Raw genomic sequence first — 15348 nt, 5'->3', positions numbered from 1 at the left:
GCGATCAAGCCGGGCGGTTCCCGTCACGGGGCGAAGCCGGGTCGGCCAGATCAATACTCCGGCTTCGGCAGGCGCTCGACCAGCGCATCCCACGCGATCGACACACCCGGCAGCACGCCGATCGGGGTTTCGTCCTTCAGTTCGTAGATGTCCGGCCGGCCGTACTGGCCGTTGTCGAGCACATAGACGGTGAGGGTGCGGTCACCGGGATGCACCAGCCAGTACTCGCGCACGCCGGCACGCTCGTAGGTGCGGCGCTTGGCGATCTGGTCGTGGGCGGCGGTGCTGGGGGAGAGCACCTCGAGCAGCCAGTCGGGCGCGCCGCGCACGCCGCGGCGGTCGACCTTGCCGGGGTCGCAGACGACCAGGACATCGGGCTGGACCACCGTGTCGATGGCGGCGTCGGCCTCGTCCGCGCGCGGCAGGCGGACGTCGACCGGGGCGATGTAGGGGCGGCAGGGCTTGCCGTCGAGCTGGTTCGCCAGCTGGCGAAACACCTCGCCTGCGACTTCCTGATGCTCGACCAGCGGCGCGGGCGCCATCAGAAAGGCTTCGCCGTCGATCAGCTCGTAGCGCGCGTCTTCCGGCCAAGTCAGGTAGTCGGCGTAGGTGTAGTGCTTTTCCTTGCGCAGTGCGACACCCATGGCGGTGCTCCGGTGCGTTGATGTCCTCGCCCGTATTCTAGGCGATCGCTTTGCCAGGGCGGCGCTTGGCCGTCATCGATCAGGGCTCCGTGGGAGCGGCGGCAGCCGCGAAAAAATCCGCGCGGATCTCAAGCGTTTGCGCTCCCCCTCGCACCGGAATCGCGGCTGCCGCCGCTCCCACAGGGCGCCGCGCCAGGTTTCAGGGTGGGAGCGGCGGCAGCCGCGATGCCCTCACTCCGCCGCCCCACAGGTGGGGGGCGTCTGCCGGTTACCGGGGCCAGCGTGACAGTACCGCCTCGGCGACCCGATCGGCCTCGGCCAGGCGTGTCGGTGGCGTGTGTAGGGCACCATCCCGCCGCCAATCCGAAAACGTGGTGACGAAGCCCTCGCGCTGCAGCTGCGCCACGCCTGCGGTGATGCGCGTCTCCCCCAGCCGCGGGACTCCGAGCAGCCCGGTGGCGGCGCCGGCGGTGAGGCTCTCGTAGACCATCGACACGCTGTCCTCGGTGACCCAGGCCTGCGCGCTGCGCGCCACCTGTTCCATCGCCCAGCCGGGCGGAGTGTTGCGTACCGGGCGCACGTCCACGCCGCGTTCGCGCAGGGCGAGCAGGGCGGATTCGGTGTCGGCCGGGGTGCGGCGCGAGGTGGTCAGCGTCCACCGCATCGCTGGCGTGGCGGTGAGGATGGCGTCGATCTGGGCGAGCAGGCCGGGGGTGTCCCAGCCGTGGTGCTTCGATGGACCGCCGATCAGGAACAGGCCCTTGTCGGCTTCGCGTTCGGCGCTCGGGCGGGCGGTGTTGAGCACGCCGCGGGTGGCGACGACGTTGGCGCGGGCGGGAGGATTGTCGTGCTGCGGGATCACGCACAGGTCGAAGCAGCCCAGCGGCAGGCTGGGACGCATCAGCGCGATCAGCCTGCCGCCGCGCGCGCGTCGCGCGGCGAGGCCGGCGAGGTGGGTGCGGTGTCCGGCGACGAGGATCAGGTCCGGATCCGGCAGCCCGGCCCCCAGCGGGAAGCGGCCGCGGACCCACTGCCACAGCGCGCTGCGCCCGGCCGGCGCGTCGATCCAGTGCGCCTCGACCGCCGTGCGTGCCGCCAGCGCCTGCGCCAGCCCCTGCAACTGGCTGCGGTGGCCGGGCTTGTTGTCGGTGATGAGCCAGAGGGTGAGCATGGGCGTTGCGACCTTTGAACGATTTCGAGTGCTGGACTGCGGTCTGGCGTTGAAACTGCCTGCCCTGGGCTTTCGCTGTCGTCCGCCAATACTGCTGTCTTACAAATTTAAAGTGGCCCTTTAGATTTGTAAGACTCGGGTGCTGACTCAGCGATTGAACCACTTCAACACCACCCCCCAGCTTTCCACGTCGATCCGCGTCACCTGCCCGCAGCCGAAGTCCAGCCCCAGCCAGCGCTCCGGCGGCAGTCCGAGGAGGTGACCGGCGATGGCGCGCAGCGGGCCGCCGTGGGCAACGACGACGAGGTGCTCGGCGCGTGGGGGGGCCTCCCGTGGGAGCGGGCGTGCCCGCGAATCTGCAGGCGACGAGCCATTCGCGGGCACGCCCGCTCCCACAGCGCGTTCCTCCGCCCGCGGCGCAGATTCTGAAATCGGGGTCTGTCCCCTATTTCCACTATTCCCGGTCGATCCTTCCCTGATCTCCTCGAGCCACGCCAGTACGCGCGCCGCCATCTCGCGCGGCGATTCGCCACCCGGCGCGCGAAAGCCGAGCGGGTCGGCGGCCCAGTCGTCGATGGCGCTGCCGATCTCGGCGAACGTGCGGCCTTCCCAATCGCCGAAGTGGATCTCCTTGAGTCGGTCGTCCAGGTGCGGCGTGCCGAGTTCTTTCGCGAGCAGACGGGCGCGCGCAAGCGGGCTGGCGTGCAGGGTGAAGGTCTCCGGCAGCAGCGGGCGCAGGCGCTCGGCGATCGCGACCGGGCATTCGGCGAGCCCGACGTCGGTCTGGCCATAGCAGACGCCCGGCTCGACGGCCGGGCGGGGGTGGCGGATGAGGTGGAGTTGCATGGGTGCAGGGGGCGGCGCGTGGTGCCTGCTCAGGCCCAGTTCTCCAGCCGCAGGCCGGCGACGCGCTCGAATTCGGACGTGTTGTTGGTGACCAGGATGAGTCCTCGCGAGCGTGCGTGCGCGGCGATCATCATGTCGTAGGGGCCGATCGGGCGGCCGGCCCGGTAGAGTTCGGCGCGGATCTGGCCGAAGTGGTGGGCGGCGGCGGGGTCGAAGTCCAGGGTATCGACACGCGCGACAAAGCCCTCGACGACGGCCAGGTTCGCCTCGGGGCGGGTGGAACGCTCGGCGCCGAACACGAGCTCGCCCAGGGTGACGCTGGAGATCGCCATCTGCCCGCCGTGCTGACGGAAGCGTTCGCGGACCTGGGCCGGCTTGTTCTTCACCGTGTAGATCACGATGTTGGTGTCGAGCAGGTACTTGAGCATGCTCAGAACGCCTCGCGGGCCTGGTCGTCGGGCTGCTCGCGCGCGACCATGAAGTCGGCGCTGACGTCGGGGCCGTCGAACCAGGCGTCCCAGCTTGCCTCGACGGGTGCGATGACGCGGGTATTGCCGATTGCGGTGATCGTGACCTTCTTGACCGACTCGGGCAGTTCGAGCGCCTTCGGCAGGCGAACGGCCTGCGTCTTGTTGCTGCGGAAGACGGTGGTTTGCGAGGAACTCGTCATGGCCTCACCTCGTTCTGTCTGGATATGGGGTGAGTATATCCTTGGTGCTCAGGTACTGACAGCGACGATGCCGACGTAGCACGCCAGTTCCGCCGCCTGCTGCACCGCGCCGAGCAGGTCGCCGGTGTGGCCGCCGAGGCGGCGCAGGAAGAGGCGGGCGAGCCACAGGGTGAGGAGCGCCGCCAGCGCCAGCGCGCCCAGTGCCTGCAGCGGGGCGAGCAGGGCGATGGCGGGCAGCAGGCCGACGGCGCTCGCCAGCGCCAGCTCGCCGCGCCCCAGCCGTTGGGCGACGGCGCCCGCCTTGCTGCTGTCGTCGCTGCGCGCGTAGGGCAGGGCATGCAGCACGACGGCGGCGGCGAGGCGCGACAGCGGATGGGCGACGAGGAGCGCGATCGCGGCGGCGGCGGGGCTGGCCGCGGCCAGTTCGATCAGCGCCGCGGCCTTGGCGAGCAGCATCAGCACGATGCCGATGGCGCCGTAGCTGCCGATGCGCGAGTCCTTCATGATCGCCAGGATCTGCGCCTTGTCCCAGCCGCCGCCGAGGCCGTCGCAGGCATCGGCGAAGCCGTCCTCGTGCAGCGCGCCGGTCAGGCGGATGGTGAGCGCCATCGACAGGATCACCGCCAGGCTCGCCGGCAGCACCTGAGCGAGCGCGTACAGCGCCGCGGCGCCGGCGATCCCGACCACCCAGCCCACCAGCGGCAGCCAGGCGGCCGCGCGCGCCAGGCGCTCGGGCGACCACGTCACCCAGGCCGGCACCGGCAGGCGGGTGAAGTAGCCGAGCGCGGTGAAGAAGCGGGCGAGTTGTTCGCGCATGGTCGGGCGCCGGACGGCGGCTTACTGCGCCACGTCCTGGTCGCTGACGCCCGCCGACTCGAAGCTCGCCATCTCGTTGAGGAAATTCACCGCCGCGCGCACCAGCGGCAGCGCGAGCGCGGCGCCGGTGCCTTCGCCCAGGCGCAGGTCGAGCTCCATCAGCGCCTGGGCGCCGAGGGCGTCGAGCTGCACGCGGTGGCCCGGCTCCTGCGAGCGGTGGGCGAACACGCAGTAGGGCAGCACGTTCGGCGCGATCGCATGCGCGGCCAGCAGCGCCGAGGTGACGATGAAGCCGTCGACCAGGATCAGCATGCGCTTCTCGGCCGCGCCGAGCATGGCGCCGGCCATCATCGCGATCTCGAAGCCGCCGTATTCGGCGAGCACGTCCGCTCCCGACTGCGGCCGCCCGCCGCGCGCGAGCGCCGTCGCGAGCAGGCCGCGCTTGCGGATCAGGCCGGCGTCGTCCAGGCCGGTGCCGCGGCCGGTGACGGTGTGCAGGTCGGCGTCGCGCTCGGCGCCCACCAGGCAGTGGGTGATCAGCGAGGCCGAGGCGGTGTTGCCGATGCCCATCTCGCCGAAGCCGACGCAGTTGCAGCCGTTGGCGGCGAGTGCATGGGCGATCTCGCGTCCGCGCTGCAGGGCCATGCTGCACTGTCCGGGCGTCATCGCCGGCTGTTCGAGGTAGTTCTCCGTGCCCGGCGCGATCTTGGCGTCGATCAGCCCGCTGCGCTTGCCGAAGTCGTGATTGACGCCGGCATCGACCACGGTGAGGCCCAGCTCCATCTGCCGGCTGAAGACGTTGATCGCGGCGCCGCCGGCGAGGAAGTTCTCGACCATCTGCCAGGTCACGTCCTGCGGATAGGCCGACACGCCGGCCCTCGCCGCGCCGTGGTCGCCGGCGAAGACGACGATGTGCGGCCGGCGGATCTCGGGCGTCAGCGTCTGCTGGACGAGGCCGATCTGATGCGCCAGCGGCTCGAGCCGCCCGAGGGCGCCGAGCGGCTTGGTCTTGCGGTCGATCTTGTGCTGCAGGGCGGTGGAGAGCTGGGTGTCGGGCGGGGTGATGGCGAAGGGCGTCATGCGGTGAATGGATGGGTTTCAGTTGGGGGTTGCGTCCGCTTCGGACGCGGCGTCCGGCAGGTCGCGGTACAGGTCGGCCAGCGCGAGTTCGAAGCCGAAGGCGGGCAGGGCGAGGCGGGCGGTTTCTCCGCTCGCCTCGCTGAGGATCCAGCGTGCGCCTTGGTCACGGGTGAAGCATTCGACATGCGCCCGGTCCTGGGACAGGAAGAGCACGGTCCTGAGGCCGGGGAAACGGCGGTAGGCGGCGAACTTGTCGCCGCGGTCGTAGGCCTCGGTCGAGGGCGACAGCACCTCGGCGATCAGGACGGGCTCTTCCTTGACCTGGCGGCGGGCGCGGTCGGCGTCCGAGCAGGTGACGAACACGTCGGGGTAGAAGAGGTCGTCCGACTCGGCCAGGCGCAGGCGGACGTCGGACATGAAGACGTTGCACCGCGTGCCCGAAAAGGCCGCACGAAGCCCGAAGGCCGTATTGAGGCTGATGGCGTTATGCACGTCCGACCCGCCCGCCATCATCAAGGCTTCGCCGTTGAAGAACTCCCAGCGCTCGGGCTGTCCTGCCTCCCAGGTGAGGAAGTCTTCCAGCGTCATCTTGTGCTTGGCTGCAGGCAGGCCCACGGCGGTCTCCCGGAATGTCTTGTCGCTCTGAAGTTTAGCCCCGCTTCAGCACCAGGGGCAGGCCGGCGGCGACGAAGACCACGCGCGGGCACAGCGCCGCCACCGCCTGGTTGAGCCGTCCGGCCTCGTCGCGGAACAGCCGGCCGAGCGGCGTCTCCGGCACCAGGCCGAGGCCGACCTCGTTGGCGACCAGGATGATGCGGCCGGGCAGCGTGGGCAGCGTGGCGAGCAGGGCGTCGCGTTCGCGGCGGAACAGCGGCAGCTCGTCCGCGCTCGCGCCCGGCGGCAGGCGGTCGGCGTCGGCGAGCAGGTTCGCCACCCACAGCGTGAGGCAGTCGACGAGCAGGCAGCGATCGGCGGCGGCCTCGGCGCGCAGCGTGTCGGCGAGCGCGACCGGCGCCTCCACGGTACGCCAGCCGGCGGGGCGGTCGTCCTGGTGGCGGCGGATGCGCGCGGCCATCTCGGCGTCGAGCGCCTCTGCGGTGGCGATCACGGTGACCGCCAGGCCGGAATCGGCGGCGCGGCGTTCGGCTTCGCGGCTCTTGCCGGAGCGTGCGCCGCCGAGGATGAGTTCGCAGGTCATGAGGAGAGCTGGGGTCGAATGTTCGCTGAGGATGGACGGGAGGGCCACGCGGCGCCGTAAATGCGACATGGCGCGATTGGGCGGAAGTGCGGGCGAGTGCTGTCGCCGGTGCGCCGATTTTGCAGTGCACGATACCGCCCCGTACGGTATCATCCGCGCCGACTGCCCCGAAAGGGGTAGCGCGTTATCGGTGCCCACGGGCGTTTCTCGCCCCGGGTTAAACGGGAAACAGGTGCGCGGCCCCTCGCAAACGAGGCCGCAATGCCTGTGCTGCCCCCGCAACGGTAAGTGCGCGCAAGGCGTGTCATGCAGCCACTGGGAGTTCACTCCCGGGAAGGCGACCCGCCCGTCCGGTCCTCAGGCCGGCACAGCGCACGAGCCCGGAGACCGGCCGGAACGCGAAATGGCGGATGTGCCGCGGGGTGGCGGCGACGGGCGCGGTTGGTCTTGCTCTCTTCGGTTCTACCCGGGTCGCGGTGCGTCCATGTGAAGTTGCCATGGCGTGCGGGGACGCGCGGCATGGCGAAGGGAGTTCAAACAATGAAAATCCGTCTTTCGGCGCTCGTTTCCGCGTGCGCGCTCGCTTTCCCGTTTGTCCCGGCCCAGGCCGACGACGCCCAGCTCGGCCACGTCGTGGTCACCGCCACCCGACAGCCCATCAGTGCCGATGAGGCGCTCGCCAGCGTCGATGTGATCGACCGCGACGAGATCGCCCGTGCGGGGAATCTCAGCCTCGTGCAATTGCTGGCCGGGCGTCCCGGTGTGCAGGTGTCGAGCAGTGGAGGCCCCGGGGCGAACAGCAGCGTGTATATCCGCGGTGCCAACTCCGGCCACACCTTGCTGCTGATCGACGGCGTGCGCGTGGGGTCGGCGACCAACGGCGCGCCCACGCTGGAGACCATCCCACTCGAACTGATCGAACGCGTCGAGATCCTGCGCGGCCCGGCGAGTGCGCTCTATGGTTCCGACGCGATCGGCGGCGTGATCCAGGTGTTCACGCGCAAGGGGCGCGAGGGCTTCCAGCCCAGCGTGCGTGCGGGCATCGGCACCGACGGCGCACGTACGCTCGGAGCCACGCTGGCGGGCGGGGCCGATCGGTTGCGCTACAGCGTGTCCGCCGGCAGCGAGCGCAGCGACGGCATCGACGCCAAGCCCAACTCCGCGCGCGGTAGCGACCGCGATGACGACGGTTTCCGCAACGAGTACTTCAGCGGCTCCGTGTCGCTCGGTTTCCGCGAGGCGGACGAGATCGGCCTGACCGTGCTGCATTCCGACCTGCGCAACTGGTACGACGACGCCAAGGTGTTCGACTCCTACCTGGACAGGCGCACCAGCTCGCTGGGCCTGCACATGCGCAATCAGATCACCAGCGACTGGACCAGCACGCTGCGCTTCGGTTACGGCGCGGACGAATCCCACAACTACGCCGATCTGAACGCGCGGTCCGAGTTCGATACCGAGCAGCGCCAGCTCACCTGGCAACACGATATTGCCCTCGGTGTCGGCTCCTTGCTGGCTGGCTACGAATATCTCGAGCAGGAGGTCGATTCGACCTCCGCGTACAGCAAGACGAGCCGCTACACCAACTCCTTGCTGCTCGGCTGGAGCGGCCAGTTCGACCGCCATCACCTGCAGGTCAATGCCCGCCATGACGAGGATTCGCAGTTCGGCAGCAAGACGACCGGTGCACTGGCCTACGGCTATCGCCTGACGCCGGAGTGGCGGGCGCATGCCAGCATCGGCACCGCGTTCAAGGCGCCCACGTTCAATGATCTGTATTTCCCCTGGGGTGGCAATCCGAACCTGAAGCCCGAGGAGGCGCTGAACCGCGAGGCAGGCCTGGTGTGGGAGCGTGACGGCGCCAGCGTCAGCGCGACCTACTTCAACAACCGCATCAAGAACCTGATCGCGTGGGCACCGGTGGATCCGGCGGACCCGATGAGCGACTGGGCGCCGGCGAACGTGGCGGAGGCGTCGATTCAGGGTGTCGAGCTTGCCGCAACGGCGATGCTGTGGGACTACCGTGTGCGTGCCAGCGTCGACCTCCTGGACACCGAGGATGAGGAAACCGGCGACGAACTCGGCCGCCGTGCGCGCATCGGCGGTTCGCTCGGCATCGAGCGCGCCATGGGGCCGTGGACCTGGGGCGTGGAATGGAACGGGCAGGGGCGGCGGTATGATCGCATTCCGAACAGCGCGGCCAACCGCATGGGCGGCTACGGGCTGCTGAACGCCTACGTGCATTACGCGCTGGCGCCGGACTGGAGCGTGGAGTTGCGCGCCAACAACCTCCTCGACAAGGACTACGAGCTTGCCCAGAACTACGGCACCCAGGGGGCCAACGCCTTCGTGGCCGTGCGTTACGCGATGCATTAAGCCGCGATGTTCGTCGCCACCCACGGCACCCGCGTCGTCAGGGCGCGGGGCCTGATGCGGCCCGGCCGCCACCATCCCTTGCTGCTTGCCGCCGGCCTGCTCGCGGCGGCAGCGCTGGCGCTGCTCTGGGCGCTGGTGGCGGGCGACATGCCGCTCGGTTTCGCCGAGGTGTCCGCGGCCCTGGCCGGCGGCGGGGGCATGGCGGCGGACATCATCCGCGAACTCCGCCTCCCCCGCGCCGTCGCGGCCTTCGCCTGCGGTGGCCTGCTCGCCACCGCGGGGGCGTTGATGCAGGTGCTGCTGCGCAATCCGCTCGCCGACCCCTACATCCTCGGTATCTCGGGCGGTGCGGCGGTGGGCGCGCTGGGGGCGATCACGCTCGGCGCGGCGACCGTCTGGATCGATGCCTCGGCCTTCGCCGGTGCGCTCGCCGCGATGCTGGTGGTGTTCGGCCTGGCGCATGGCGACGGCAGCTGGACGCAGACGCGGCTGCTGTTGACCGGCGTCATCGTCGCCGCCGGCTGCGGCGCGGCGGTGTCGCTGATGCTGGCGCTGGCGCCCGACACGCGGGTGATGTCGATGCTGTTCTGGATGATGGGCGACGCCAGCGCGGCGGCGCGGCCGTGGCCGGCGCTGGTGGTGCTGGCGCTGGCGCTGGTCGTGGTGATGCCCTTCGCGCGCGACCTCAACGTGCTCGCGCGCGGCGAGTTGAGCGCACGCGCGCTCGGCGTGCGCGTCGGCCATCTGCGCGTCGCGCTCTATGTGCTGGCCTCGTTGCTGACGGCGACGTCGGTGACGCTGGTCGGTTCGGTGGGCTTCGTCGGCCTGGTGGTGCCGCATCTGGTGCGCCTGGTGCTGGGCAACGACCAGCGCGTGCTGATCCCCGCCGCCGCGCTCGCCGGCGGTACGCTGCTGACCCTGGCCGACACCGCGGCGCGCACGGTGATCGCGCCGCAGCAGCTGCCGGTGGGCGTGCTCACCGCGCTGATCGGCGTGCCGGTGTTCCTGTTCCTGTTGTCGCGCGGTTCGCGCATCTCGCGATGAACGCCGCTCGCCGCGTGCCCATCGACGACGCCCCGCTGCTCGAGGCCGAACGCCTCGCGCTGCAGGTCGGCGAGCGCTGGCTGTGCTGCGAGTTCAGCCTCAGCCTCGCCGCGGGCGAATGCCTGGTGCTGCTCGGCCCCAACGGCGCCGGCAAGACCACGCTGCTGCACACCCTGGCCGGCCTGCGCGAGCCCACGGTGGGCCAGGTGCGCATCGGCGGCCTGCCCTATGCGGCGTGGCCGGCGCTGGAGGCGGCGCGCTTTCGCGGCCTGCTCGCCCAGCAGCAGCCCGACCCCTTCGCCGCCGGCGTGCTGGAGACGGTGCTGGTGGGGCGCCATCCGCACCTCGGGCGCTGGGGCTGGGAAGGGCCGCAGGACGTGGCGATCGCCCGCCGGGCGCTGGAGGCGGTGGGGCTGGCCGGCTTCGAGCAGCGCGACGTGCAGACCCTGTCCGGCGGTGAGCGCCAGCGCGTGGCGATCGCGACCCTGCTGACCCAGGCACCGCACCTGTTCCTGCTCGACGAGCCGCTCAACCACCTCGACCTGCACCATCAGATCGCCGCGCTCGACCTCTTCCAGCGCCTGGTGCGCGAGGACGGCGCCGGGCGCGGCAGCGTGCTGGTGCTGCACGACATCAACCTCGCCGCGCGCTACGCCGACCACATCATCCTGCTCGACGGCCGCGGCGGCGTGATCGCCGGCGACCGCGACACCGTGCTGCGCGCCGACCTGCTGAGCCAGGCCTTCGGCCATCCGCTGCGCCGCTTCGACAACGAAGGGCGCGTCGTCTTTCTTCCCGACTGAGATTCCCGTCATGAAGCACATCCTTCGCCGCCTGCTCGGCGGCCTCCTGCTCGCCCTGGCCCTGCCGGCCGCCGCGGCCTGTCCGCGCATCGTCAGCCAGTCGCCCTACATCACCCAGGCGCTGGAATGGCTGGGGCGCGGCGACTGCATCGTCGGCGCATCGCGCTACGACAAGCGCGATCTGCCGCGCACCGGTGGCATCATGGACCCCGACCTCGGCGCGATCGCCGCGCTGAATCCGGACCTGGTCGTCGTCTCCCGGGGCACAGATCCGGCCCAGCTCGACATGCTCGAGCCCGAGGCACGCATCCTGCAGGTCGATGGCTTCGACTCCATGGCCGGGACCGAGGCGATGCTGCTCGACCTCGCCGAGGCCGCCGGCGTGCCCGACGCCCGGGCCCGGGTCGATGCCTACGCGCGCGAGTGGCGCGAGCGCGCGGCGGCGGTGAGGGGCGGCGGCCGGCGCGTGCTGGTAATCTCTGCCTGCTCGGCGCAGCCTTACTCCTTCGGCCGCGGGCATGTGGTCGGCGACGCCTTCGCCCACGCCGGCTTCGAGGTGGTGGAGACGAGCGAACGCATCCGCCACCTGCGCCCGGGCGAGGAGATCCCCGGCATCGTCGCCGCCGTCGAGCGCTTCAAGCCCGAGATGGTGGTGTCGCTGACCCCGGACAACGCCGAGAGCTGCAGCGCCGAGCTCGGCCTGGTGTCGGTGCCGGTGATCGGCCTCGAAGGCCGTCACTTCTTCAACCCCGGTCCGGCCCTGCTGACCGGGCTGGCCCAACTTGCGGAGCAAACCGAGCAATGAGTGAACAGGATCGCGACAGCCGTCACAATGAACGCATGGCGCGCAAGAAGGCGGTCGTCGATGAGAAGATCGCCGAGGCGCAGGCCGAGCGCGGCGTGCTGCTGGTCAATACCGGCAACGGCAAGGGCAAGTCCAGCGCCGGCTTCGGCCTGGTGGCGCGCGCGCTCGGCCACGGCATGAAGGTCGGCGTGGTGCAGTTCATCAAGGGACGCTCGGATACCGGCGAGGAGGCCTTCTTCCGCAGCCAGCCCGGCGTGAGCTGGCACGTGATGGGCGAGGGCTTCACCTGGGAGACCCAGGATCGCGCGCGCGACGTCGCCACCGCCGGGGCGGCCTGGGACGTGGCACGCGGGCTGCTGTCCGATCCGGGCATCGGCCTGGTCGTGCTCGACGAGCTGAACATCGCGCTGAAGTACCAGTATCTCGACGCGGAGCGGGTGGTCGCCGACCTGCGCGCCCGGCCGCGGATGCAGCACGTGGTGGTCACCGGCCGCGGGGCGCCGCCCGCGCTGGTCGAGGCCGCCGACACCGTCACCGACATGACGCCGGTCAAGCACGCCTTCGCCGCGGGGGTGAAGGCGATGCCCGGCATGGAGTGGTAAGCATGACAGTCCCCGATCTCGCGGTTCATCGTCCCGGCCCGCTGCCGGGCTGTGTCTATCTGGTGGGCGCCGGCCCCGGCGACCCGGAGCTGTTCACGCTACGCGGCGCGCGCCTGGTGGCGGGGGCGGACGTCGTCGTGTACGACAACCTGGTCGCCCCGGCCATCCTCGAGCTCGCGCCGGCGTCGGCCGAGCGCATCTACGTCGGCAAGAAGGCGGCCGACCACTCGCTGCCGCAGGACGAGATCAACCAGCTGCTGCTCAAGCTGGCGAAGGAGAACAAGCGCGTGGTGCGCCTCAAGGGCGGCGACCCCTTCATCTTCGGCCGCGGCGGCGAGGAGATGGAGCTGCTGGTCGAGGCCGGGATCCATGTCGAGGTGGTGCCGGGCGTGACCGCGGCTGCGGGCGTGGCCGCCTACGCCGGCATTCCGCTGACCCACCGCGAGCACGCGCAGTCGGTGGTGTTCGCCACCGGCTTCCTCAAGGAAGGCAAGATCGACCTCGACTGGCCGATGCTGGCGCGGCCGCAGCAGACGGTGGTGATCTACATGGGCATCTCGCGTCTGGCCGACATCTGCGCCCAGTTCATCGCTCACGGCCTGCCGCCGAGCACGCCCGCAGGGGTCATCGAGCGCGGCACCACCCATGCCCAGCGCGTGGTGGTGGCCGACCTCGCCACCCTGCCGCAGCGCGTGCTCGAGGAAGGCGTGCGTCCGCCCTCGCTGACCGTGATCGGCAGCGTGGTCGGGCTGTATCCCAAGCTCGCCTGGTTCGAGCCCGAGGACCAGCCCAAGGCCTCGCCGCTGCCGCACGCCGGCTGTGCGGTGGTGCATGGGAAGGGCAGCGAGTGAGCGTGGTGGGCGTGATGCGGGAAACAAGCGACGCGCTGCGCGCGCCGACGGGCGAGCAGGGCGCGGCCTCGTGCCCGGCGCTGTTCGTCGCCGCGCCCGCCTCCGGGCAGGGCAAGACCACGATCACCGCGGCGCTCGCCCGCCTGCACACGCGGCTCGGCCGCCGGGTGCGGGTGTTCAAGTGCGGGCCGGACTTCCTCGATCCGCAGATCCACGCGGTGGCGAGCGGTGCGCAGGTGCATAACGTCGACCTCGGCATGTGCGGCGAGATGGACATCGCCTGGCGCCTGCATGCCGCGGCGCGCGAGTCCGACCTGATCCTGGTCGAAGGGGTGATGGGGCTTTACGACGGCGCGCCCTCGGGCGCCGACATCGCGCGCCGCTTCGGCATCCCGGTGATGGCGGTGATCGACGCGCGCGCGATGGCGCAGACCTTCGGCGCGGTGGCCTACGGGCTGGCGCACTACCAGCCCGGGCTGCCCTTTGCCGGCGTGCTCGCCAACCACGTCGGCAGTACCGGCCACGCCGAGCTGCTGCGCAACGCGTTGCCCGAGGGCATGCGCTGGTTCGGCGCGGTGATGCGGGACGCGGACGCGGCGCTGCCCGAGCGCCATCTGGGCCTGCTGCAGGCGGCGGAGATCGAGGACCTCGGTGCGCGCCTCGACCGCCTGGCCGATCATCTGCAGCGCACCGGCGCTGCCGAGCTGCCGCCGGCGGTGAGCTTTCCCGCGGTGGCGGCTCCGGCGATCGCGCCGCTGCTCGCCGGCAAGCGCATCGCGATCGCGCGCGACGCCGCCTACGGCTTCATCTACCCCGCCAACCTCGACACCCTGCAGGCGCTGGGGGCGGAGCTCGCCTTGTTCTCGCCGCTCGCCGGCGACGGGCTGCCCGAAGCCTGCGATGCGGTGTGGCTGCCGGGCGGCTATCCGGAACTGCACGGCGAGGCCCTGGCGGCCAACGCCGCCTTCCGCGCCGGGCTGCGCGCCCACGTCGCGGCGGGCAGGCCGGTGCTGGCCGAATGCGGCGGCATGATGAGCCTGTTCGACACGATCGTGGACAAGGCGGGCGTGGAACATGCCTTCGCCGGCCTGCTGCCCGGGCGCGCGGTGATGCAGCAGCGCCTGGCCGCGCTCGGCATGCAGCAGCTGGAGCTGCCGCAGGGCCGGATCACCGGCCACACCTTCCATTACTCGAAGACCGAGACCCCACTCGCACCGTGGCTGCATGCGCAGCGCCCCGACGGTGGCGCGGGCGAGGCGGTGTATCGCGCGGGGCCGATCACGGCCTCGTACGTGCATTTCTGGTTCCCGTCGAATCCGGCGGCGGTGGCGGGCCTGTTCGGCGGCGCGTGAGCGCCGTTTTCGCGGCTGCCGCCGCTCCCACAGCGGACGGCCCCAGGCGCCAGAGTGGGAGCGGCGGTAGCCGCGATCAGTCGCGCAGGGGCGCCAGAGTGGGAGCGGCGGCAGCCGCGATCAGTCGCGCAGGGGCGCCAGCGCCTTTCCGGCAGCGGCGGCGATCGCTCCCGCCAGCCGCGCCATCACCGGCGACTGCACCTGCCAGTGGTGCCAGTACAGGACCACCTCCTCGCGCTCCGGCGCCAGGTCGAGCAGCTCGCCGCGGGCGAGGTGCGCGCGCGCCTGGATCTCGGGGATGAAGCCATAGCCCAGGCCGGCGACCGCGAAGGCCATGAAGCCCTCGGACGAGGGCACGACGTGGTGCGGATACTGGCCGGCGTCCAGGCCGAAGTGGCGTTGCAGGAAGGCCTCGTGCATGTCGTCGTGGCGGCCGAACACGATCGCCGGCGCCTTCTCCAGCGCGCCGTGGGTGAGGCCGTGCGGGAACCAGCGCGCGCGGAATGCGGGTGAGCCGGCGCACAGGTAGGGCATCACCCCCAGGCGCTGCGCCGCGCAGCCGCGCATCGGGTCGGGCCGCGTCGACACGCAGCCCAGCACCTCGCCGTCGGCGAGCAGCGCATGGGTGTGGTCCTGGTCATCCACCACGCAGTCGAGCACCAAGCCTTCTTCCCGGACCACCTCGGCGACCGCGCCGATGAACCAGGTGGCGAGCGAGTCCGCATTCACCCCCACCGCCAGCCGCAGCGGGCCATGGGCCTGGCGGGGCGAGAGCGCGCGCCGGGCCTCCGCCTCCATCAGCCGCAGCTGCGCCAGATAGGGCAGCAGCCGGCGCCCGGCCGGAGTGGGGCGGACCGGCTTGCTGCGCACCAGCAGCACCTGGCCGAGTTCGGCTTCGAGCAGCTTTACCCGCTGCGACACCGCGGACTGGGTGAGCGCCAGCCGGCGCGCGGCGCGCTCGAAGCTGCCGTCCTGGAGCACGGCCTCGAAGGCCAGGAGGCGGGGGTCGATCATTAGCATTTCTACTTGGAAATGAATTAAATCGATTCTACTTAATGATCGGCCGGGTCGCGCCTATCCTCGCGTCTCT

General features: G+C 71.1%; 17 protein-coding genes and 1 riboswitch. Of the genes, 7 read left to right on the top strand and 10 right to left on the bottom strand.

Annotated features, from left to right (window positions below; translation table 11 throughout):
- Positions 1-50 precede the first annotated feature (50 nt).
- The 9 genes from CKCBHOJB_RS16940 to cobU form a co-directional block, all read right to left on the bottom strand.
- The gene (locus tag CKCBHOJB_RS16940) at positions 51-644 is read right to left on the bottom strand and encodes a Uma2 family endonuclease (RefSeq protein WP_281049839.1); all 594 of its coding nucleotides are present in this window, start codon (positions 642-644) and stop codon (positions 51-53) included.
- Positions 645-912: 268 nt separating this feature from the next.
- The gene (locus tag CKCBHOJB_RS16935; protein WP_281049838.1) at positions 913-1815 is read right to left on the bottom strand and encodes a mitochondrial fission ELM1 family protein; all 903 of its coding nucleotides are present in this window, start codon (positions 1813-1815) and stop codon (positions 913-915) included.
- A 147-nt stretch (positions 1816-1962) separates the two neighbouring features.
- The gene (cobC, locus tag CKCBHOJB_RS16930; protein ID WP_281049837.1) at positions 1963-2661 is read right to left on the bottom strand and encodes an alpha-ribazole phosphatase family protein; all 699 of its coding nucleotides are present in this window, start codon (positions 2659-2661) and stop codon (positions 1963-1965) included.
- Between the two features lie 29 nt (positions 2662-2690).
- Positions 2691-3089 carry a tRNA(fMet)-specific endonuclease VapC gene (gene vapC / locus CKCBHOJB_RS16925; protein ID WP_281049836.1) on the bottom strand — a complete coding sequence of 133 codons (399 nt, stop codon included), beginning with the start codon at positions 3087-3089 and terminating at the stop codon, positions 2691-2693.
- 2 nt (positions 3090-3091) lie between these two features.
- Positions 3092-3331 carry a type II toxin-antitoxin system VapB family antitoxin gene (gene vapB, locus CKCBHOJB_RS16920; protein WP_281049835.1) on the bottom strand — a complete coding sequence of 80 codons (240 nt, stop codon included), beginning with the start codon at positions 3329-3331 and terminating at the stop codon, positions 3092-3094.
- Between the two features lie 48 nt (positions 3332-3379).
- Positions 3380-4147 carry an adenosylcobinamide-GDP ribazoletransferase gene (locus CKCBHOJB_RS16915; RefSeq protein ID WP_281049834.1) on the bottom strand — a complete coding sequence of 256 codons (768 nt, stop codon included), beginning with the start codon at positions 4145-4147 and terminating at the stop codon, positions 3380-3382.
- A 21-nt stretch (positions 4148-4168) separates the two neighbouring features.
- On the bottom strand, positions 4169-5227 hold the full coding sequence (gene cobT, locus CKCBHOJB_RS16910) for a nicotinate-nucleotide--dimethylbenzimidazole phosphoribosyltransferase (RefSeq protein ID WP_281049833.1): 1059 nt from the start codon (positions 5225-5227) through the stop codon (positions 4169-4171).
- A gap of 18 nt (positions 5228-5245) precedes the next feature.
- A complete protein-coding gene (locus CKCBHOJB_RS16905) occupies positions 5246-5842 on the bottom strand; it encodes a Uma2 family endonuclease (protein ID WP_281049832.1) in 597 nt (198 codons plus the stop codon).
- 34 nt (positions 5843-5876) lie between these two features.
- Positions 5877-6425, bottom strand: a complete 549-nt coding sequence (gene cobU, locus CKCBHOJB_RS16900; protein ID WP_281049831.1) for a bifunctional adenosylcobinamide kinase/adenosylcobinamide-phosphate guanylyltransferase — start codon at positions 6423-6425, stop codon at positions 5877-5879.
- 171 nt (positions 6426-6596) lie between these two features.
- A riboswitch (cobalamin riboswitch) is annotated at positions 6597-6836 on the top strand.
- A 129-nt stretch (positions 6837-6965) separates the two neighbouring features.
- On the opposite strand from cobU, the gene CKCBHOJB_RS16895 reads away from it, so the two are divergent.
- From CKCBHOJB_RS16895 to CKCBHOJB_RS16865, 7 genes are read left to right on the top strand one after another with little or no spacing between them, the layout of a single operon-like run.
- The gene (locus tag CKCBHOJB_RS16895; RefSeq protein ID WP_281049830.1) at positions 6966-8801 is read left to right on the top strand and encodes a TonB-dependent receptor; all 1836 of its coding nucleotides are present in this window, start codon (positions 6966-6968) and stop codon (positions 8799-8801) included.
- Positions 8802-8855: 54 nt separating this feature from the next.
- Entirely contained in the window at positions 8856-9845 is a 990-nt protein-coding gene (locus tag CKCBHOJB_RS16890) for an iron ABC transporter permease (RefSeq protein WP_281051714.1), read from the top strand.
- On the top strand, positions 9842-10648 hold the full coding sequence (locus CKCBHOJB_RS16885; RefSeq protein WP_281049829.1) for an ABC transporter ATP-binding protein: 807 nt from the start codon (positions 9842-9844) through the stop codon (positions 10646-10648). The genes CKCBHOJB_RS16890 and CKCBHOJB_RS16885 overlap by 4 nt, the downstream gene beginning before the upstream one ends.
- A gap of 10 nt (positions 10649-10658) precedes the next feature.
- Positions 10659-11453: an ABC transporter substrate-binding protein gene (locus CKCBHOJB_RS16880; protein WP_281049828.1), complete on the top strand. Its 795-nt coding sequence runs from the start codon at positions 10659-10661 to the stop codon at positions 11451-11453.
- Positions 11450-12055: a cob(I)yrinic acid a,c-diamide adenosyltransferase gene (gene cobO, locus CKCBHOJB_RS16875; RefSeq protein ID WP_281049827.1), complete on the top strand. Its 606-nt coding sequence runs from the start codon at positions 11450-11452 to the stop codon at positions 12053-12055. The genes CKCBHOJB_RS16880 and cobO overlap by 4 nt, the downstream gene beginning before the upstream one ends.
- Positions 12056-12057: 2 nt before the next feature.
- Positions 12058-12906, top strand: coding sequence for a uroporphyrinogen-III C-methyltransferase (gene cobA / locus CKCBHOJB_RS16870; protein ID WP_281049826.1), 849 nt, complete (start codon positions 12058-12060; stop codon positions 12904-12906).
- 14 nt (positions 12907-12920) lie between these two features.
- The gene (locus CKCBHOJB_RS16865; protein WP_281049825.1) at positions 12921-14258 is read left to right on the top strand and encodes a cobyrinate a,c-diamide synthase; all 1338 of its coding nucleotides are present in this window, start codon (positions 12921-12923) and stop codon (positions 14256-14258) included.
- Between the two features lie 120 nt (positions 14259-14378).
- Here CKCBHOJB_RS16865 and CKCBHOJB_RS16860 read toward each other — a convergent pair whose 3' ends face one another.
- Positions 14379-15272 (bottom strand): LysR family transcriptional regulator ArgP, encoded by an 894-nt coding sequence (locus CKCBHOJB_RS16860; protein WP_281049824.1) that lies wholly within the window; start codon positions 15270-15272, stop codon positions 14379-14381.
- Positions 15273-15348 lie beyond the last annotated feature (76 nt).

The sequence above is a fragment of the Thauera sp. GDN1 genome (genome assembly GCF_029223545.1).
Classification (GTDB): Bacteria; Pseudomonadota; Gammaproteobacteria; order Burkholderiales; family Rhodocyclaceae; genus Thauera.
Note: the sequence above shows the minus strand (reverse complement) of the source record. Positions and strands in the feature narration are given on the sequence as shown.